Source organism: Cuneatibacter sp. NSJ-177, assembly GCF_022867805.1.
Lineage (GTDB): Bacteria > Bacillota > Clostridia > Lachnospirales > Lachnospiraceae > Pseudolachnospira.
The window spans coordinates 165,784-184,839 of the sequence record NZ_JALIFO010000001.1 but is presented as its reverse complement, the minus strand read 5'-3'; the positions used below and the strand labels follow the sequence as shown (position 1 = coordinate 184,839).

General features: G+C 53.2%; 16 protein-coding genes and 1 pseudogene. 1 reads left to right on the top strand and 16 read right to left on the bottom strand.

Translation table 11 applies throughout. From position 1 onward, the window contains the following. Positions 1-21: 21 nt before the first annotated feature. The 6 genes and pseudogenes from MUB23_RS00750 to MUB23_RS00725 all read right to left on the bottom strand — a co-directional run bounded on the left by MUB23_RS00750 (position 22) and on the right by MUB23_RS00725 (position 4,314). Entirely contained in the window at positions 22-1,224 is a 1,203-nt protein-coding gene (locus tag MUB23_RS00750) for an ROK family protein (protein ID WP_244798277.1), read from the bottom strand. Positions 1,225-1,347: 123 nt separating this feature from the next. Then, the gene (locus MUB23_RS00745; protein WP_244798276.1) at positions 1,348-2,025 is read right to left on the bottom strand and encodes a FadR/GntR family transcriptional regulator; all 678 of its coding nucleotides are present in this window, start codon (positions 2,023-2,025) and stop codon (positions 1,348-1,350) included. An 11-nt stretch (positions 2,026-2,036) separates the two neighbouring features. Then, a pseudogene (locus tag MUB23_RS00740) lies at positions 2,037-2,435 on the bottom strand (LrgB family protein); the annotation flags it as partial. A gap of 210 nt (positions 2,436-2,645) precedes the next feature. Next, positions 2,646-3,167 carry a hypothetical protein gene (locus MUB23_RS00735; protein WP_244798274.1) on the bottom strand — a complete coding sequence of 174 codons (522 nt, stop codon included), beginning with the start codon at positions 3,165-3,167 and terminating at the stop codon, positions 2,646-2,648. Beyond that, positions 3,164-3,742, bottom strand: a complete 579-nt coding sequence (locus tag MUB23_RS00730) for a chromate transporter (RefSeq protein WP_244798273.1) — start codon at positions 3,740-3,742, stop codon at positions 3,164-3,166. The genes MUB23_RS00735 and MUB23_RS00730 overlap by 4 nt, the downstream gene beginning before the upstream one ends. Beyond that, a complete protein-coding gene (locus MUB23_RS00725) occupies positions 3,739-4,314 on the bottom strand; it encodes a chromate transporter (protein WP_244798272.1) in 576 nt (191 codons plus the stop codon). Before MUB23_RS00725 ends, MUB23_RS00730 begins: the two co-directional genes overlap by 4 nt. Positions 4,315-4,486: 172 nt before the next feature. Here MUB23_RS00725 and MUB23_RS00720 point away from each other — a divergent pair, with 172 nt between their 5' ends. Further along, positions 4,487-5,401 carry a LysR family transcriptional regulator gene (locus MUB23_RS00720; protein ID WP_244798271.1) on the top strand — a complete coding sequence of 305 codons (915 nt, stop codon included), beginning with the start codon at positions 4,487-4,489 and terminating at the stop codon, positions 5,399-5,401. Positions 5,402-5,438: 37 nt separating this feature from the next. Here MUB23_RS00720 and MUB23_RS00715 read toward each other — a convergent pair whose 3' ends face one another. The 10 genes from MUB23_RS00715 to MUB23_RS00670 form a co-directional block, all read right to left on the bottom strand. Continuing rightward, positions 5,439-7,139, bottom strand: coding sequence for a HAMP domain-containing protein (locus MUB23_RS00715; protein WP_244798270.1), 1,701 nt, complete (start codon positions 7,137-7,139; stop codon positions 5,439-5,441). After that, positions 7,136-10,111 (bottom strand): MFS transporter, encoded by a 2,976-nt coding sequence (locus MUB23_RS00710; RefSeq protein WP_244798269.1) that lies wholly within the window; start codon positions 10,109-10,111, stop codon positions 7,136-7,138. The genes MUB23_RS00715 and MUB23_RS00710 overlap by 4 nt, the downstream gene beginning before the upstream one ends. Beyond that, complete coding sequence (locus MUB23_RS00705; protein WP_244798268.1) at positions 10,108-11,076, bottom strand: phosphatidylglycerol lysyltransferase domain-containing protein; 969 nt, start codon at positions 11,074-11,076, stop codon at positions 10,108-10,110. Before MUB23_RS00705 ends, MUB23_RS00710 begins: the two co-directional genes overlap by 4 nt. Beyond that, on the bottom strand, positions 11,073-11,945 hold the full coding sequence (speE, locus tag MUB23_RS00700) for a polyamine aminopropyltransferase (protein WP_244798267.1): 873 nt from the start codon (positions 11,943-11,945) through the stop codon (positions 11,073-11,075). Before speE ends, MUB23_RS00705 begins: the two co-directional genes overlap by 4 nt. Positions 11,946-11,961: 16 nt before the next feature. Next, positions 11,962-12,627 (bottom strand): S-adenosylmethionine decarboxylase, encoded by a 666-nt coding sequence (locus MUB23_RS00695; RefSeq protein ID WP_244798266.1) that lies wholly within the window; start codon positions 12,625-12,627, stop codon positions 11,962-11,964. Positions 12,628-12,698: 71 nt separating this feature from the next. Next, a complete protein-coding gene (locus MUB23_RS00690; RefSeq protein WP_244798265.1) occupies positions 12,699-13,085 on the bottom strand; it encodes a DUF4280 domain-containing protein in 387 nt (128 codons plus the stop codon). After that, complete coding sequence (locus tag MUB23_RS00685; RefSeq protein WP_244798264.1) at positions 13,076-13,636, bottom strand: hypothetical protein; 561 nt, start codon at positions 13,634-13,636, stop codon at positions 13,076-13,078. Before MUB23_RS00685 ends, MUB23_RS00690 begins: the two co-directional genes overlap by 10 nt. Before the next feature lie 15 nt (positions 13,637-13,651). Continuing rightward, positions 13,652-16,018, bottom strand: a complete 2,367-nt coding sequence (locus tag MUB23_RS00680) for a hypothetical protein (RefSeq protein ID WP_244798263.1) — start codon at positions 16,016-16,018, stop codon at positions 13,652-13,654. A 30-nt stretch (positions 16,019-16,048) separates the two neighbouring features. After that, positions 16,049-18,274 carry an ATP-binding protein gene (locus MUB23_RS00675; RefSeq protein ID WP_244798262.1) on the bottom strand — a complete coding sequence of 742 codons (2,226 nt, stop codon included), beginning with the start codon at positions 18,272-18,274 and terminating at the stop codon, positions 16,049-16,051. Beyond that, complete coding sequence (locus MUB23_RS00670) at positions 18,271-19,053, bottom strand: hypothetical protein (RefSeq protein ID WP_244798261.1); 783 nt, start codon at positions 19,051-19,053, stop codon at positions 18,271-18,273. Before MUB23_RS00670 ends, MUB23_RS00675 begins: the two co-directional genes overlap by 4 nt. Between the last annotated feature and the right edge of the window lie 3 nt (positions 19,054-19,056).

Sequence of the window (19,056 nt, the reverse complement as noted above, 5' to 3'; positions counted from 1 at the left end):
AAACATTTCTTCTGCCCTGCCTCATCCGTCCGCTTCCCATGATTCTGTCAAACCAAGCAGATGGTTCCGCACGCTGGAAATACAGCCGAAAGCGGCTCCCCACTGATCCAAGGCGGAAATAAAAATCCGGTTATCGCTTCGCAGATGCTCCAAGGTGAGCCGGTTCACCGCCGTATTGAGAGGCTCTTCCTTTCCTTTCAGCAGCATCCCCAGATAGTTGCCGATGCAGACCCGTTCCGGATTAAAACAATTTACAATATTGGCGATGCCTACGGCCAGATAGGTTACCAATTCTTCCAGCTCTTTTTCCAGCCGCTCCTCTCCTTGCTCCTTCCGCCTGAGCAGATTTTCCACCTGTTTCAGGCCGATGTCTTCCCCAGGATACAGGGCGCGGGCCAAAGAACCTACGGAGGCATACATTTCCAGACAGCCCTTATTTCCGCACAGGCAGAGCCGCCCGTTGACATCAATGATAATATGCCCGAACCGCCCGGTAAAACCTTTATCCCCCACATGAATCCCCTGGCTGGAATACATGGAAAGCGTCAATCCCATGGCGCCGTGGACATAAGCCATATCCGCCTCCAGAGCCGCAGCGCCGAAATCAATCTCTCCCTTGGCCCCGGCGCGCCCGGCATTCTGGAAAAAGACCGGCACGTCCGGGATTGCATCCTGGAAAGCAGCTTGGATGGCAAACCCATCCCAATCGTGCATCGTCGAAATATACTCCACCACGCCGGTGTTGTGATTATAGTTGCCGGGAAGGGCGATGCCCACGCCGATCACGCCCCGCTTCCAGTGGCGGTAATCGCTTTGATACGTTCGGACCATCTCCGCAACCTTTTCCACCAGATTTTTGGGATTCCAGCCCAGAGTTTCCTCAATTATTTGATGCAGAATTTTTCCGCTCAGATCCGTCACCAAAATCTTGCAGCCCAGAATATTGATCTCAATTCCGATCAAAACTCCCAGCGCCGGATTTAAGTCCAGCAAAATCGGCGGGCGGCCGACGCTGCTCTCCTCCTGCTCGATCTCGCAGACAATATCCTGTTCCAGAAGTGTCTTGACACTGTTGGTCACCGTCATCTTATTCAACCCGGTCTCCTGGGAAATCCGAATCCGGGAAATCGGGTGTTCCCGCAGAATTTTAAAATAGACATTCTCCACATTCAGGGTTTTCATCCAATCGAAGGTCCCCTTCTCATTCCAGCGCCCCTTTGCCATGATTGCCTCCCTTAATCAAATATTTTTACTATAAGGTTCCACGCTGTATTGCTTGGAATACTCGCGGGCGAACCTCCGTCTGCTTGGATCTTACCACAAATTGCGTAGAAAATCCAGCGCAATTTAGACCTCCGCCTGTTTGAACGCCTGGTCGATGATATCGTAATGTTCGTCTATGGCCTCGGCGCACCTGGGAAAATCTTTGTCTTTCAGCGCAGCCAGGATCTTGCCGTGCGCAGCATGAAACTTTTCTTTTGTCTCCCTCTCGGCGCGGCGAAGAATGATATCGATCCATTCCCGGTAAACATCGCAGACAGCATTCATCAGCTCGATCCAAAACCGGTTGTCTGAAACCTGCGTCAGCAGATCATGGAACCGGTGATCTTTTTCGATCTCTTCCTCGACCGTCTCTGTCTTCTCCGAAAGAACACGCTCCACCTCTGACAAGTCAAAATCCCCTCGCCTGATTATGGACAGGCAGACCGATTGGTCCATGGTGCGGCGGAAGTCACAGATCTCCGCCTCCGTTACCAGTTTGACCAGGATCAGCAGGCGGATCATCTCGGAAAAACTTTTGGAGATATTGCCGGTAAAATAATTTCCGGAGCCCCGAACGCTTTCAATAATCCCCATATGTTCCAGGCTTCTCAGCGCCTCTCTTGTGGAATTCCGGCTGATTTGCAGTTCTTCCGCAATCACACGCTCCGCAGGCAGCCGCCCGCCGGCCTGAATAGAGTCATTTTGTATTTCCCGGCACAGATAGTCGATTGCTTTTTGAAATTCACGGCTGCCGTGTTCCATATGTCCCTCCTTTAAATAAACGATGCAAAGATGGAGGCCCCGATCACCGTCAGCAGGCCGGATACCGCAATGGAAAGGCTGCTCATGGCGCCTTCCACCTCTCCCATCTCCATGGCCTTTGCCGTGCCGATGGCATGGGAAGCGGAACCGATGGCAATCCCCTTTGCAATGGGTTCTTTAATCCGAAACAAGCGGCAGACCGCCGGAGCAAAAACATTGCCCAGTACACCACTGATGATGATCACCGCAACCGTTAAGGTCACGAATCCGCCCAGCTCCTCCGACACGCCCATGCCAACGATCCGAAAATGCAAAGCCAGAAACATCAAAATCAGGCCATAGATACTGGCTGGAATCGGAAGGGGAATGAATTCGTGGAGGAATTCCCCCAAAAAAGATATGGTAAAAATAATACTGCATTGTTTGATCAATCTCATAACGCGCCTCTTTTGTCATTGGTACTACCAATTATAACAGATCCGAGTTTTCCCATCAACTGCCAAAACAAAAAACTCCTGCCCTTTTTGCATGAAAGCATCGAGCAGGAGCCGGATTCACAATAACAAAAACGTGCGCGATCACCGCCTATCAGCAGCAGGCAAGATCGCCACTGCATATTCTCAGATCACAGAAAACTCGTTTTCCTTTTCCAGATACCGGCTGAAAAGGAAAATCCCGCAGATCCAGCCGGCAGCCCATTCCCTCTCCGTCTCGATATCCCAGCCGCCGGAGATCCCCCGGTGCAGGATCTGGAGCACTACTTCGCCGTCCGGATCCTCCAGCCGGAAATTCTGGCTGTTCTTCATCAAAAGCAGATACCTCTCCCCGCCGCCTTCGATCCGGACCCGGTCGACTCTGGGAATCCGATTTGCCGGCCACTCCTGACTTTCGGGCTCCCCCTCCTCCGCGCAGAGGGGTGTTCCTTCCCAGAGAATCTGCCCTTCCTCATCCCGAAACCAGTATTTCCGCTCTTCCTCAAAATCCGGTTTTGCGGATTCCAGGATCCCGGCGGAAAACTGCGTCATTTCCCCGCAAAGTTGTATTTTTACCTCCGGCCCCCAAAAGTTTCCGTTCAAAGTGGCCAATGGCTGATCCTGCTCCGCGTCAGAAAGAATTCTGGATTTCATAAAATATCGTTTCATTTAATTCCTCCTCCCAGTAAGGAATACGCCAACACGCCGAGCGCTCCGGCTCCGGCCATAACGTAAATCGGATTCGGCTTCCACTTCCGCAGGACAAAGAAGCCGGCGGCAAAGATGACAACAGCGATCCAATCCGTGTCCGCCAAGCCGGCGAAAGAAAAGTTCCCGTCCCAAAAAGCCAAAATCAGTATGGAAAGCCCGGCCGAGGCAATCATCGCCACCACGGCAGGCCGCAGGCCGTTCAGAACGCCTTGGACCATGGACAGTTTCCGGTAGCGGTAATAGACCCAGGCCAGCAGCATCACGATCACGCAGGAAGGGAACACGCAGCCCAGAGTGGCTACGATGGCTCCCGGCAACCCGGCTACCTGGGTGCCTACAAAAGTGGCGGAGTTGATGGCGATGGGTCCCGGCGTCATCTCCGCAATGGTGATAATATCTGCAAACTGGGTCATGGTCAGCCAGGAATGCAGTTCCGTAACCTGATGCTGAATCAGCGGCATCGCCGCATATCCGCCGCCGATACTAAACAAACCGATCTGGAAAAAGCTCCAAAACAAACTGAGATAAATCATGCCTTTTCCTCCCCCTTCTTCCGGTTCAGCTTCCACCAGGTCATACCGGCCCCGATCAGGCCGCAGATCAAAATAATCAGGATGATATTGACTTGGAACACCCTCACGGCTACAAACACCGCCGCCAGCATCACGCCAGCCACCCATTTTCCATTTTTCAGCACATTGCCTCCCAGGGTGATCACCACATCACAGATCACGGCCGCCACGCCTGCCTGCATTCCCATCATCACCATGTTCACCACGGCATTGTCCCGGAACGCCGCATAAAAGAAAGAAATAATAGAAATAATGATCAACGGCGGCAAGATGGTGCCGCAGACCGTGACCAGGGCTCCGGTAATTCCGGCGACCCGGTACCCTACCAGAATTGACGCATTTACGGCAATTGCCCCCGGAGAAGACTGGGCAATCGCCGTCAGGTCCATCATTTCGTCTTCCTCAATCCAGTGAAGCTGGTCTACAAATTTTTTCCGCATCAGCGGAATGATCACGAAGCCCCCGCCAAAAGTAAAGGCGCTGAGCTGAAACGTCGAAAGAAATAACTTCCCATACTTTTTCTTGGTTTCCACGTCCCGTTCCCCTTTCGGTTCCTACTCTCTTTTTATGAATCCTCCAGAAATAGAATCTGGTATTTTCCGGCCCGATTCCTTTTTCTGTTTTAGTATACCACTTGCAATTTCATATGAAAAATAATATAATTTTATTGTGACCATATTATTTTTCTTATGATAGGGAGGAACGATGACGCTTCGCCACATTCGAATTTTTTTGGCAGTCTGTGAAAACGATCAAAATATGACCCGTGCTGCGGAGAAACTGTTTCTGGCCCAGCCTGCGGTCAGCCTTGCGGTCCGGGAATTGGAGGAGTATTACGGTGTTCCCTTGTTTGAGCGGGTTTCCCGCCGCCTCGTCCTGACCGAAGCAGGCAAGCGCTTCCGGGAATATGCGGTCCATATCGACGGGCTATTTTCCGATCTGGAAGATGACCTGAAAAACTGGGACAGCGCCGGAGTCCTCCGAATCGGCGCCAGCATCACAATCGGCTCCCAATTTCTTCCATGCTATGCCAGAGCCTTTGCCCATACCCACCCTGGGATCGACCTCCAGGCCCGGATCTCTCCGTCTGATGAGCTGGAACAGATGCTGGTGAAAGGGGAACTGGACCTGGTTCTGATGGAAGGCTTGACACACAGCCCCAATCTGATCAGTGAAGAATATATGGAGGACTCCCTGGTGGCAATCTGCTCGCCCCACGGCCCTTTTTGTTCTGGAGAGCGAATCTCTCAGGAAGTCTTTCAAAAGCAGCGTCTCCTCCTGCGGGAGCCGGGGAGCGGCACCAGGGAAGTGCTGGAGCGCGAGGCCGGGAAAGCCGGTTTTTCCCTTCGCCCGGCCTGGGAAGCCATGAGCACCACAGCCCTGATCAATGCGGTTATTCAAGGGCTTGGTATCTCTGTTCTGCCTCAAAGAATGGTAAATCAGGTGCTGGAACGCGGGCTTGCCGTCCCTTTTTTCATCGAAGGCATGGATTTCCGGAGGAAATACCGGATGATCGTTCATAAAAACAAGTACCAAGCTCCGGCGTTAAAGAGTTTTATGGAGCTCTGCCGGAACTATGAATGGGATTACCCGCTGCCGAAATACAGCGGGCTGGTATAGTGAGCTCATGTGACTGGCCATCCAGAAACACCGACTCCTACAACACCTCCAAATAACAGATCTTTCCCTCCTCCGGTTCGTCTTTGTCTTTCTGGTTGCAGAGGTACAGATACTCTCTGGCCGCGCCGTCTTTTCTAAACTGCTTCAGGACCTCGATGAACGCCCGCCTGGCATCCGAGTAGAACCCGGCTGAATATAGGCGCACACCCTTCTCAAAGGTACGCTTCGTAACCATCTTCTGATGACGGATTTCCTCCTCATCCCCGTCGAAGACATCGTAAATCCGCTCCGCCCGGTTCAGGGCCTCCACCCGCAGAAAGCCCAAAAAGCGGCTGTGATAATTGTCCTCAAAGCCGGGCACCGCCTGGGCTGCGGCGCCGGTAACCAAAATCCCGGAAAAATACTTGGGGCCGATTCTTTGCAGATACTCTGCGATGACAGTCTGTTCGGAGATTGTAATATTGTCCATGCGCCGGTCCTGTCCGACCACTCCTACCATGACCGGTCCATAGGTAATCCCGATGGTGATATCCACTTTCTTCCCGGCGCCCAGCGTATCCGCTTTGGAAGCGGCAAGGATCTTCTGACGGACCGTAACCGCCGCCGTCAAAGCCTCCTTTACCGACTCCGTGTAGAACGCCTGCAGGCCCGCTTTCTCAAAACGTTCGATCACACCGCCGTTTTCCATCACCGGCGGGATGCACTCTGACAGAACATGATTGATAAAAGCAAACAGCCGGCCGGCCGGAAGCCTTCTGCTGAGCTCGCCAAACCCATCGATCTGCATGGCGGCCACAGCGATTTCCGTATTTACCTGGTCCCCCAGCCGGACGTCCACGACGCTGGAGCGGCGCAGCAGATGGAACAGTTTTGAGGGGACAAAACGGTCGTATCCCTGATTCAGATCTTCCACCTCTCGGATATGCCCCTCGATGTTCCGGGACATCCGGTTGAAAATACGGGAAATTTCACCGATTTCATCCCGGCTTCTCACATCAACGGTGACGCCGAGTTCTCCTTCCGCCAGACGCTCCACTCCGTGCTTCAGTTTCCGCACCGGGCGGATCACCGACCACTGGACGATCAAAAGCAGAACCAAAAGGCTGCATCCGGTCCCGATTGCCACCTTTTTTACAATACTCATCTGCTGGACCTCGATCTCTTTTAAAATCTCATCCATGGATTCATCGGCTCCCAGCACCGCAATAGCCTTTCCGCTCTCGTCCAGAATCGGCACATAGGCGCTTGCCAGATGGCCCATCTCCTCCGAAGTCGTCACATCCAGATTCTTCGTCTCTTTTCCGGTTTCAAAGGTATTTCTCAGATTTTTCTGGTAATCGTACTGGTAATCTAAGACCTCTTCTCCCAGAACCCCCAAGGTATTTGGATCATCTTCCGGCGTCGCCGCATCGAATAGGTATATGGCGGAATCCGGTCCTGTCGAGTACATGAGATAAAGGTATTCCACCTGGGACGCCGTCTTGATCTCATTCAGCATGTCCTGGAGTTCCCGGTACCGCTCGTCTTCCTGCCCGGTCTCCCCATACCGGCGGATCTCCTCCGGCGTGAGATCGAGAACCCCTTCCGCGACCTGGATCAGGCGCAGGAGATTGTCCGCATACCGGTTCATAAACGAAGTCTCCGTGAAATTGCTGATCAAAGCCGATAGGGCTGCCACGAGCCCACAGCCAAAGATCAGAAAAAACGCCGCGAACTTAACCCGCAGGCCAATTTTCATGAATCCGCCACCTCCTTACCGTCTCCGGACAACCAGCCTGCCGGGCCCGTTCTCCTTCTCCGTCTGCCATTGCCCACCACTCCGAAGATCAGCGCAAGAATTAACACCAGAACCGCGACCAGCATCAGACCTTCCTTTAACCCGATCACCAGCACATAGCCAAAGAGGAAGGAACCTCCGATCTCCGCCAGATTTTCCACCAGATTGGAAATCCCCATGGATTTTTCATAGCCGTATTCTTTCACCTCCGGCAAGTTCGTAAAATAAGCCGCCTGGATCGACATGCCGAAGCTGTCCGAGATTCCGAGAGTGACCAGTGCGATCATTAAAACCGGCACGCTGGGGGAAAGCCCCACCATCAAGAAAGTCCCGGCATAAATCACAGAGGCTAAAATCATCGAAGGCTTCCGGCCCAAACGCCTGGACAGCAGGTTGGTCAGAATGCTTCCAAAGAGCATGATGCAAAGGCTGTTGAGCAGATAGGAATATCCAATGTGGCTTTCCGCCATACCCAGGCTTTCCCCGATTACCGGATACAGGTAATTCAGATAATATCCACCCGCCACAATCGGAAGCAAAATGCCGATAAAGTAGAAAAATACCCGCGGCGAGAAAAAGAATTTCCAGAAAGAAATCCGGGAAGCTTCCTCCTTTTCTTTCTGTGCGGAGAACACGTTGCTGAAATACGCATGTACAAAAACCAACACGATAACACTGAGAACCGCTGCGGTAAAGAAAACCTGCCGGTAACTCAGCCAGTTCAGCAGAAAGCCGCCGAACACAACACCGGCGTTGACTCCATTCTGGCAGGCAATATTGTAGCCGGTAAAGCCTCTCTGCCGGACATCCTCCGTATTCCTCTCCGCGATCATCACATTGATGATCAAAAGTATGATCCCCCAGCCGCAGCCCTGAACCGCGCTTCCCAAGGTCAGCAGCCAAAGGTTCGGCAAAAACCGAAGCCCAAGCCCCACGGTAAACAGGATCCCGCCGAAGATGCCGGCTTTTCTATGTCCCATCTTTCGGATAAAAAAGCCACCCCAGACGGAAAAAAGAGCTCCGGTCAACACCTCGGCCGAGATCGGAATCGCCGCCAAAATCGAGGTGGGAATGTTTGAAACCACCGATGTCCCCGCCAGCTGTGTCGCATAGATCGCCATGAATCCGGTGGGAATGTTGATGATAAAAAAGACGATAAAAACAATCAGTCGAAGCATATCCACAGAAACCGGAGCGTGCGGATCTTTTTCCTTCCGGATCCGGTATTCCCTCCGGCCTTCCACAAATACAAGCAGCTCAAAGCCGATCATCAATAGCACCACCGCCAGAGCAATTACACTCAGGTAAAGTTCTCGGATTAGCTGGGCATTCTCCTCTTTCAGCGTGTTCATATCTTTTCCGACTTCGACCAGGCCGACACTTTTGCCATCGCCGTCCACAATCGGCGTCAGGTCAAAGACAAAGAAGCCGTCGCTGGTGCTCGTCGTATAGTAATCGCTTTCCCCGCTTTCTAAAATCTCTTTCTCCGCATAGCTGTCCCACTCGTTCATGTAGGCGGAACCGCTGGTCTCCTCCAGCATGAAGCGGGTCACCACCACATCCTCGTCCAAGGTATAGAGGACACAGTACATGTCGGATAGAGATCCATCGCTGCCGGTAAAACTCTCCTGCACGATGCTTCGGATCGTCTCATAGGCTTCCGATCCGTAATCTTCCGGTCCTTGAAGAGCGAAAAGCGCATCGACCGGAATGGACTTAGCCGTCATCTCCGCAATGGCGTTGGCCCTTTTCAAAACTTCGCCGGAAAGCCGCTCTTCAATATTTTTCACAACGATTAAGGCAAACACCAGCGTCAAAACTGCAGTCCCTCCCACCACGAGAAGGCTGATTTTTGCAACATTGGATCCTTTTCGAATCAAATACCGGATCCCCCAAACCGCAGCAGCCACGGCAAAGAGAACCGCGTAGGCCGCGGAAATCCAAAAAAGGATTCCCCTTGCCATAAGTCCCGGTGCAAAAGAGAAGTCACATTCTGCCTGATACTCTTCTCCCTCCATCCAGCCGATGCTTTCCGTATTGCAGGTGATAAGTCCGTGGTCCGCCTCCACCTGATAGTAGATGTTGGTTTCCTTGGCTTTCTCCAAAGATACCGTGAACGCCTCTCCGACTGCCTCATCCGCGAACAGGCAGGGCAGGAGCCGTCCCTCTTCCAGGCGGCAGACCTCCCGGTTCCAGATATCCGTGACAAACATCGTTCCGTCCGGTCCATAGCTGAAAGACCAAGGAATCCGTTTTTCCGTCTCCTCGCTCCGGTCATAGAGGGTCTTTACGGTTCCTTCCCGGTCTATGTTCACGATCTGACCGGTCTGGAGAATGACCGTCAAGTCTCCGTCCGGCCCGAACAGACATTTTCGAAACATCTGATCCGCATCTTTATACGGAAAAAAGGCCGACTGATCCGGTGAAGTCACATCCACCGCCGTCAACCCATCCTCCGAGGTTTCCATCACATAGAGAACGCCGTTTTGATCCTGTAGGTTTAGAAGGTTTCCGGAAAAAACCTGATCCTCATATTCTTTCTCATACAGTACCTGGATAGATTTTCCATCCGGTGAAACCTTTTTTACCGCCTCTTTGGCGGTCCATTCCCCGTCTTCACAGATCTTATCCAGCAGATAAACGGAACCGTCCCCGCCGGCCGCCATATTTTTGATAATATAAAAACCTTTCTCATCATCTTTCTGGCTGCTGGCTAGGGAATAGCGAACCGTTCCGTCCGCCTCGATTCCGGTCAGACGCATCCCGGAGTCATCGGCCACTGTTTTTCTGCCGCTCTCATCCTGTACGGCCAAAACCACATCGCCCACCGTCACCGGCTGGAACGGATTCACGCCCCACCAGTCCCGGTTCATCAAAATAGCAACTCCGCAGAGAATCAGCAGAACCACCGCCGCCACTGCTTTTTTCTTCATTTTCCTTCCTCCCTGCCTTGACCGGCTGTTTCGCACTCGTAGTTATGGGACAGTTGATAGACCGCCAGATTCTGTTTGTGTCTCCGCAATCCTTCCCGCCCCATATCCTCGGTATAATTGATGAGACGGATGTTGTCCCCATATCGAAGAAGTGCCTGCTCCCGCATCCACTCCGCTAATCCCCGGATTCCATGGACCTGTTTCAATGCCTGGTATATTAAACTGTCCCCGACCCGTGCGACAGCGGTATATCCCACCGGCCTGTCTCCCACGGAAACCAGGAATCCATAAATTCCCAACCTTTCATGATTGGCAAGCGTTCGGAGCAGCACTTTTTTCTGACACCCTTCCGTACACTCTCCACAGGAATGACGGTCACAGAAAACCTTCTCCAGGACTTCCACATAGAGACCGGCGTCTTCCTGCCGGAATTCCGTAAGCATTGGATTGGACTTCCGGAGCAAATAGCGGATATTGTACCGTACCTTCGGATTTTCCAGGGCTTTGCAAAAATCTTCCTTTCGGTACAGATAATCGCTGTTTTCCCTTCCATAATAAAATTCCCACTGCAACCCCATCCGCTTGAGATAGGGAAGCATCCAGTCCTTGATCTCACAGCAGGAAAAAGAAAGTCCATTCTCCTGAAACATCCGCTCCAACTCCAAAAACAATGCGGAAAGTTCTTCAAAATGTTCCTCGTCGTAGGGTCCCAAAGGCGGCATGACCTGCCACTGGTCGCTGGGCCCCTCCTCCAAAAGCAGGCAGAGATAGGAGCCGTTTTCCCTGCAATATACCCTCGTCCAGTCATCCCATAAAATTAAGGAAGAAAAGCAGGTATAGGAGGATAAATTTCCCGGAATATCCTCCAGATGGCGCTCCAAGAGTTCCCGGTCCTCCAGGGTAAACTTGCGGAATCCATATCTTTGCCAGGGGAATCGGAAGGAGGCAGTCATCGAAGCCGTCATAACAGGCACCATCCTTTTGTGCCGGTCCCCTCCAGTTGCTGTTTTAAGAAATTAGGAAGGGCAAAGGCGGCCCGATGAATGTCCGGGTTATAGTAGCCGGTCGATATCTTCCTCTCTTGCCAGGCCTCAAAGTCCGCATCTTTTACCGGATGCAGCCCCTTGGAAGCAAAACCGAACAGCCACAGGCCGGAGGCATAAGTCGGCATGTGAAAATGATATACTTCAGCCAGAGGAAACACCTCCTGCAGCCGCTGATGAGCCCGCAGCATCGAGCGGCGGTCTCCGGGATAATAGGGGCTTTCGTGCTGATTCACCAGAATTCCGTTTTCCTTCAACGCATCGCTGCAATTTTGATAAAATTCTTTTCCAAAAAGGCCCTCTCCCGGTCCGACCGGATCGGTGGAGTCGATCAGAATCAAATCATAGGTTTTCTTTTTCTCTTTGATAAATACGGTTCCATCCTGGTAGTGGCAGCTTACTCTGGGATCGCCCAGTCCTCCGGAGATTTCCGGGAAATATTTCCGGCAGGCTTTTACTACCCGCTCATCGATCTCCACCAGGTCGATCGTCTGAATTTCCGGATACCGCAAGAGTTCCCGGACTGCTCCGCCGTCTCCTCCGCCGATCACCAATACCTGTCCCGCATTCGGATGCACCGCCATCGGCACATGAACCAACATTTCGTGATAGATGAATTCGTCTTTCTCCGTGATCATCAAATACCCGTCGATGACCAGGATTTTCCCGAAATCATCCGTCTGAAAGACCTCGATTTTCTGGAAGGGCGACTGCTCCTCCATCAATTTTTCCGTATATGCAATCTCAAACCGGGTGTTTCCGGTATAATATTCTGTAAACCATCGTTCCATATTGATCTCCCCAGCTCTATTGAAACATCAAGGAAAGCTCCCGCAGCAGTTCCGCGGACATCCCGTTATCTTTGCGTTTTAATTTCATATGAAAATAGGAAAGTTCCGGCGCTGCGATTACCTTTTTCTCGTACAAACCCGCCGTCTTTTCCGACAGCAGATCGCGGGCCGACTCTGGCAAGCCATCCGCCAGACAGATCGCCCCCTGTTCATCCCTGGTAAACCCCCGGACCCGGTAGTCCACCCAGGCCAGATCCGGCCGAATGCGCTCCATCAAAAATTCCAATACCGAGCAGGGCAGCAGGCAACCGCAAGTGGACACCTCCATATCAAGCCGGAAGGACGCCATATGTTTCTCCGAACAGATTTCCGGGTAAGTGTGAACCGTCAAATGGCTTTTATCCAAGTGCATGGCCGCATCCAACGGATGCTCCGCCACCAGCACCGCAGCGCTGGCCCCATAGGGGAGGTAATCCTGGACCGAGGTATTTAAAACCACGGCCCCAATCGCATCCGCCACCTCCCGCATCATACGCTTTAAGGGTTCCGCCGCATAGCAGGAATTCCGGCGCCTGATAAAATCTTCCAACACATTCGTCTGCTCTGCATAACAAAAATGATAAAAATTTAGGCTTAACGTTTTTGCCAGGTTGTTAAAATCTTTCAGCTTTACTTTTTGCATCTGTTTACGTCTTTCTCTCTACCTTCGTTCCACCCCTGCTCCATAACCAGAGTAAAACAGTGATTCCCCATTCAGGGAATTAAGATACCCGCCGTCCCCGGAACCGTGATCTGGATCACACCGCCCCAATTACAGATCAGCTTTGAGGTATTGTTCAGCGCCGGTTTTCCATTGACCAGCACGGTTGGGCATCCTGGAGCCCAAGGCGCCTGGGTGACTGGAATGCAGGGCATCGGGGTCAAAACGCCCAGGGCAGCCGCCGTGGCGGACGCCACAGTGGGGTTCGCCAGAGATGAGCACATGCCAAAAGGCAAAATATTTTTTAGCGGAACATGATCCATAATTGTGGCCGCCGGAGCGCCGGTTAACAACCGGTTCTCCGGGGTAACCACCAGGGAGGACGGGGCCATGCCAAAGCTGCACATGCACATGGCGCCCCCGCAGACCATCATCCCCATCCCAACGTCCCCCTCTCAATTCCCTCCGCCGCAAAAATCTCCGGAAGAGGCATCCCGGCGGCAATGCCTTCCAGGATTTCCTCCATCACGCTGCAGGCGGAAAAGATAAAGTCCACACACTCGTACAGCACGCTTCCGGGCAGGCTTTCTTCCACGTCCGCTGCAATGGTGTAACGCATCTGAACCCTTGCCTTCTTTTCATCCGCCCGCGTGTACACAAAATGCCCGACATTCGTCACCGCGTTCATGGCGTTGACCGCCAGCATCACCGGCTCGGTGTCAAGTGCCCCGGCTTCCAGCGGAATCTCGGACAGGAGGTGAAAATAATAGGTATATCTGGAATTCTTCTCCTCCACCGGAATATGGTTCATCACCAAAAACCGTTCCACCCCGTTTTCCTCCGGTTCTTCCGACGGAATTCCGATCAGGAGGGAAAGGGCCGGCACCGCCGGGTTCTCCTCCAAAATTTCCGCAGTCAGCCCGGTCCCGTCAATAAAATGTTTCAGTCTCTCAAAATGGTGGAGCTGTTCCTCCCGTCCCATCACTGCCATATGTTACTCCTTTCCTCAGCCTTCCCGCGAGAAGGCGCTGCTCATCAGATCCAGCAGATCGTCCTGATTCTCTGACCCCAGCATCTTGCTGAACTGGTAGCTCAGCGTCGTGGCCATCATATCCAGGTAATTCATCTGCTTGCTGACTTTGGACGCACTGTTTTCCCCCACGGAAAATAGCTGCTCCTTCGGGTCTGTGCTGCCTTCCTCCTTCATATAGTTGGAAACGTACAGCATCTGGCTGTACATGTTTTCCGCCATGGCAGAACGCCGCATTGCTTTATTTTCCGTGGAGTTTTCCGATCCGGTCCAGTCCCGGAACTTCTGGCGGATCTTAGTGCCGTATTTATGCCCTACTTTAGCCACCGAATTTCCGAAGCTGAGGCCCTTGGACACGGCGGTTCCGTAGCCCGGAATCAGATCGCAGATATTAGCCACCACCGACACGCCTTCATGGGCGATATCGACCCAATTCTGGCGGATCCGCTTTTCATTGACATATTTGTCTTCCTTCATCTCCTTGTGCTCCCGGATCCGAGTCAGGGTTTTCATTTTATAATATTTCTGCTTTTCCTCCGCACTCAAAAAGCCGCTGTTTTTCCGCAGCTTCATCTCATTCAGCTGATCGTAAATATTTCCGCTGCCGCCCAGCTCTGCTTCCAGGGCGTCCGCCTGATCTTTAAGCGTGAGTGTGCTTGGATCTTTCTCCTTATCCTTCTGGTTTTGGATATGAGCTGCATTGATCTTTTTTTTGGTGATGAAGCCCTTGCTCTCCTCCCGTGTGCCGGCAAAGCCAAACAGATTCAGATCTTTCAGATCCTGATCCTGGGCATACTTTTCTTTTTTCTCCATCATCTGCGCTTTGCCCAGTTCTTTTTTCACCGTGACTTCTTTCTTGTAATGCCGCCGGTCAATCATCTGGAGCACCTGCTGGACAATGGTTACCGCGTTTGCAAAAAGATCCGCGATCGCCCCGAGGAAGGGCACGGGCTTAAACAGCCCCACCAGCTTCAGCACATTCGACACCACAAAATTTAGCCCGTCTCCCAGAATAGATTCCATATTGCGCCGAATCTCCTCCGCAGACATATCCTTGGCCTGCTTCATAAAATCGCCGATGCCCATGATGAACTTTCCGGCCGACACCAGGGGTTCGAACAGATCCGAAAGTTCATCCAGTTTCTCTTTGAACGCTTCGGCCTTGTCCATGACCCCTCCGACCTCTTCCGCCGCTTTATCCAGGTGAAGCTTGCCGGTCAGCCATTTGATCACCGTGGATGCGTGCCCTTTCAGCCAATCTCCCAGGGATTCCGTCTCTCCGTCCGTCTGATGCTCCACAATGGGATCCGCCACGCTGGAAACATCCTCGTTCACTTCATCCCACGTTTCTTTGATGGAGGTGACTTTGTCCTTGGCTTTTTCCAGTCCGGTCGGCTCTTTTTCTATTTTGTGCTTCCCCTGGACTGCTTTTGACTTCCAGATCAGGCGGATAATCGGACTGGCCACGTTGTACTTGGTGTTCAGGGCCTGTTCCAGGATTTTTGATTTCTCCTGTCTTTTCTTCATCTCCTTCTGATCTTCCGGAGACAGCTTATCCCCGACTGCTTTCAGGCGTTCCCGGTCAAAATCGATCTCTCCCCGCAGATATTTCTGGCGCCGGATCCCCTTTTCCGATATGGGCGCGTCCAGACGGTTTGCCTGCAGCTCGATGTAATCCAGCCAGCTGGAGAGCTTCCGGTACTGGGCAAAATTCGGCTTTTTCACCTTCATCACGTCCCAGCGCTCCCGGCGCAGTTTATCCAGCTGACGGATGATATCCTCTGTTTTTCGGTCGGTGATGCTCCCCTTTACCGCGTCCATACAGCTGTCAAACTGTCCTGTCACCGCATCGCAGCGGTCCAGCAGCTTCTGCACTTTTTGCAGGATCTGCCTTTCCCTTCTCCGCCCCTTGGCTTTTGCCCGGTAGCCGGATATTCGATAAGCCAGGTTGGAAACTTTATCCCGCTCCCGGAGCAAATCCATCTGGGCGGTCTCCTGCTTCTCCTCATCGGCAGTGCGCCATACCTTGTCTTTAAACCGCCGGAAAAATTTCTCAGAATCCTTCAGCTGCGTTTCCATGGCGCCCAGCTCATTTAGATAGGCCGTGCTCTTTCCGGTCCGGTGCTGTCTGGGGCCGGATTTCCCCGGTGTGGCCTCCTCCTCCGTCGGAGAAGCTGATGCCGGATCCACATCCGCAATTCCGGCTGCTTGTCTGCTTGCCTCCAGTTCCCGGCTGTCCTGCTGCTCTTGTTGCTGTTCCCGCTGCTCCTGCCTGGCTTCCTCTTGTCTGGTCTCCTCCTCCCGCTGATCCTGGGCAGAGTTCTCATTTTCACCGTATGCCATATTCTCACCTCTCTGTCTATGCTGAAACGACTATGTCAAGCGCGCCGGTGTTTCCAAAAGATCTGAATATTCTCCAAAACTTTCCGACGGCATACTTTTTCCCGCCTTCTCCATCTCCCGTCGGAGCGCGGTCAAGAGATCCGAAAGCTCCACTGGTCTTTTTTGGGGAGCTGCCAGGAATGCGGCGGCGACCGCAATATTTTTAATGCTGCTCCCGGACAGCTCAAAGCGCTCGGCCAGATAGTCATAGTCCACATCCCCCAGCGGCAGTTCCCGCGGAAATACCTGCTTCCATAACTGTTTCCGGCAAGCCTTGTCGGGAAACGGAAATTCAATCATGAATTTCAGACGCCGCTTAAAGGCTTCGTCAAAGTTCTGCATATAGTTGGTCGCCAAAATCACGATGCCGGGGTATTCCTCCATCTTCTGTAGAAGATACGCAGTCTCCGCATTGGCGTATTTGTCATGGGAATCCTTGACCTCCGTCCGTTTTCCGAACAGGGCGTCTGCTTCATCGAAAAAAAGGATGTTTCTGGTGTTTTGCACGCCGTCAAAAATCTTTTCCAGATTTTTTTCAGTCTCCCCGATGTACTTGGACATGACTGCGGACAGGTTTACTTTGTAAAGCTCCATCTTTAAGGCATTAGCCAGCACCTGGGCCCCCATGGTCTTCCCGGTCCCTGGAGGGCCGTAAAAAAGCATAGACACGCCCCGTCCGTAGGCCACCTTCTTCCCAAAACCCCACCGTCCGTAAACCTGATGTTGAAACTCGATCTGATCGCAGGCCTGGCGGAGCACTTTTTTCTGCCGGTCCGGCAGCACCAGATCTTCCCAGGTATACAGGGATTTCACCTGGACCGCCTGGTTCCCCAGGTTTACGGTCAGCCTTCTCCGGCAGGCGGCGAGAAGTTCTTCCTCCCCCGGCCTTTCTTTCCCCTTTCGTCTTGCCTCGGCCTCAGCCTCCCGCAGCGCCGCCGCAATCTGCCCCGGCGTCAGGAAATACCGGGTTCCCAACATCTCCGCTCCGACTCCATCGGTGGGATGAGCCGTGAGCAGTTCCCTCCAAAGCAGAATCTGCTGCTCCGTTTCCGGGACCGTAAGGGGAAAATCCAGCCGCCAGACAGCATCCTCCTCCCACTCTTCCTTCCACTCCTTTGAAGAGATCAGACAGGTCAGGCGCTGTTTTCCTGCAATCCGCCGGAACAGGAAGCCTTTCAATTTTTCTTTTCGGCCCTTTTCCGCCTCGCTGTCCCTGTCCTCCGTCTGCAACGCCTCAAAATGAATGAAGCAGGCCATTGCCATCCGGATGCGGATTTCCCGGTCCACGGCCAAAAGCTTTTCCTCCGCCAGTTCCGGCTTTCGGATCAGTTTCTTCAAATCTACCCACAATACCGGAACGGAAAGTCTCTCCGCCATCCGCCGGACGAGGGTCCGTTTTCCCACGCCGTCCGGCCCGAAAAAATAAAATACCGTCGGTGTCTTTGCCGCTGCGGCCGCCTGTAATGCCTGATCCAACAGTTCTTCGCCGCAGACTGTCTCCGGAGAAGGCTTCGTTTTCCGGAATAGCTCCCGCTTCCCGGAGGACTCAGACTTCCGGGAGGGCAGCTCCAAAAACGCCTCTTCGGCAAGAAACGGGTCCTCCTCCTCATAATTCCAGATCAGGCACAGGATGCGGGAAGAGAGACGAAGGGTCTCGCTTCCTTCCGCTTCTTTCGCCTCGAAAAAGTACCGGAGCGGGCTGTCCTCCGAATGGAATCTCTGCCGGATGGCGTAGCGGATCCGGCTATCCGCCGTATACATCCGCACGGCCAAATCCAGGTCCGGTGCCGTCTTTTTATAGTCATCCTGAAACAGGCCGAACGCCCGCTCCAAGGACCGGTCAAAGGCCGGGGCTGCCGCCAAAATAACCAGATAACGCTCCGCCTCGTCCAGATGAAAAATCTGAAACAAATACTCCAAGGGAATGGCCGTGTGGTTCCGAAAAGAAGAGGCTCCCCGCTCTCCCATCCGGCGGATTTGTTCCCGAAGTTCCTCCGCCTCCTGCTCGTATTCCTGCCTTTCCCTCTCGCTCAGATCATTTTCCAGAGAAAATTCCAGGTCGGTGCCAAAGGTCACGGACCCCTTCCGGCGCAGCAGCCGTCCGTCCTCGTCCATCAGCAGGCAAAAACGCCGGTAAAGTCCCAGATAGTCCCGGACCGTTTGGATGAGATCCTCCAAATACTCCTCATTTCCTATGTAAGGCTTTGGTTCGTTCATCCGTCCTCCCTCCAGTCCACCCGGTTTCGGACACCCTCAGCCAGTTCCTTTCTGGTCAGTCTGGAAACGGATTTCCGACCGATGGACTTTCTCCAGAACACGTATTCCCGGCTTCCGCTCCCCCGAACGGAAAGGGGAAGAAAATAATTGCCCTCCGGGTCCGCCTCGGCCTGGCGCACCGGCACCAGTTTGGTTCCAATCTTCTTATGGCCGGCGGAGAGAGGCGCCTTTAAACGGTAAATCCCTCTGGCCCGTTCGATCTGCTCTCCCAGCTCCAGAAACTCTCCCTCGGTCTCGCCTGCGTCCAGCAGGCAAAAGACGCAGCCCTCCAAGTCTTCCTCCTCCCTGCCATACAGGGAGATCTCTTCCGCTCCTTTTGTTCCATCATACAGCAGCCTTTTGTAGTCCCCGTCGCCGGGACAGTAAGCGGCCAGAATCTCGCCGGGCTCCGCTTTCCCGTAAGCGCAGGTTGTCCCCGCGGGCAATGGGCAGGATGCGTTGGGAAAGAGCCTGATTTTTTTCACCTGCACCGGTTCTCCGCCCTGGCGCAGAGGGACTTCAAATGTCCGCCTTCCATACCAGGGGCCTCCGGCCGACACCCGGACCCACTCCCCGGATATCCCGGTAAATACATAGTAGCCGTCCGGCTTTCTGACCGGGCTTAAAGCCTCCGGGATCTCCACCCGAAGCCCCGATCCGCCGATGGGCTGATTCGTAAATGAATCGAAAAAGCGCAGCACCAGAGAGACCCGGATTTGCACGGTATCCTGAATCCTCATAAG

Coding starts and splice junctions, on each gene's coding strand:
- MUB23_RS00750 (WP_244798277.1), bottom strand. CDS start 1,224: ATGGCAAAGGGGCGCTGGAATGAGAAGGGGACCTTCGATTGGATGAAA.
- MUB23_RS00745 (WP_244798276.1), bottom strand. CDS start 2,025: ATGGAACACGGCAGCCGTGAATTTCAAAAAGCAATCGACTATCTGTGC.
- MUB23_RS00735 (WP_244798274.1), bottom strand. CDS start 3,167: ATGAAACGATATTTTATGAAATCCAGAATTCTTTCTGACGCGGAGCAG.
- MUB23_RS00730 (WP_244798273.1), bottom strand. CDS start 3,742: ATGATTTATCTCAGTTTGTTTTGGAGCTTTTTCCAGATCGGTTTGTTT.
- MUB23_RS00720 (WP_244798271.1), top strand. CDS start 4,487: ATGACGCTTCGCCACATTCGAATTTTTTTGGCAGTCTGTGAAAACGAT.
- MUB23_RS00715 (WP_244798270.1), bottom strand. CDS start 7,139: ATGAAAATTGGCCTGCGGGTTAAGTTCGCGGCGTTTTTTCTGATCTTT.
- MUB23_RS00710 (WP_244798269.1), bottom strand. CDS start 10,111: ATGAAGAAAAAAGCAGTGGCGGCGGTGGTTCTGCTGATTCTCTGCGGA.
- MUB23_RS00705 (WP_244798268.1), bottom strand. CDS start 11,076: ATGACGGCTTCGATGACTGCCTCCTTCCGATTCCCCTGGCAAAGATAT.
- speE (WP_244798267.1), bottom strand. CDS start 11,945: ATGGAACGATGGTTTACAGAATATTATACCGGAAACACCCGGTTTGAG.
- MUB23_RS00695 (WP_244798266.1), bottom strand. CDS start 12,627: ATGCAAAAAGTAAAGCTGAAAGATTTTAACAACCTGGCAAAAACGTTA.
- MUB23_RS00690 (WP_244798265.1), bottom strand. CDS start 13,085: ATGGGGATGATGGTCTGCGGGGGCGCCATGTGCATGTGCAGCTTTGGC.
- MUB23_RS00685 (WP_244798264.1), bottom strand. CDS start 13,636: ATGGCAGTGATGGGACGGGAGGAACAGCTCCACCATTTTGAGAGACTG.
- MUB23_RS00680 (WP_244798263.1), bottom strand. CDS start 16,018: ATGGCATACGGTGAAAATGAGAACTCTGCCCAGGATCAGCGGGAGGAG.
- MUB23_RS00675 (WP_244798262.1), bottom strand. CDS start 18,274: ATGAACGAACCAAAGCCTTACATAGGAAATGAGGAGTATTTGGAGGAT.
- MUB23_RS00670 (WP_244798261.1), bottom strand. CDS start 19,053: ATGAGGATTCAGGATACCGTGCAAATCCGGGTCTCTCTGGTGCTGCGC.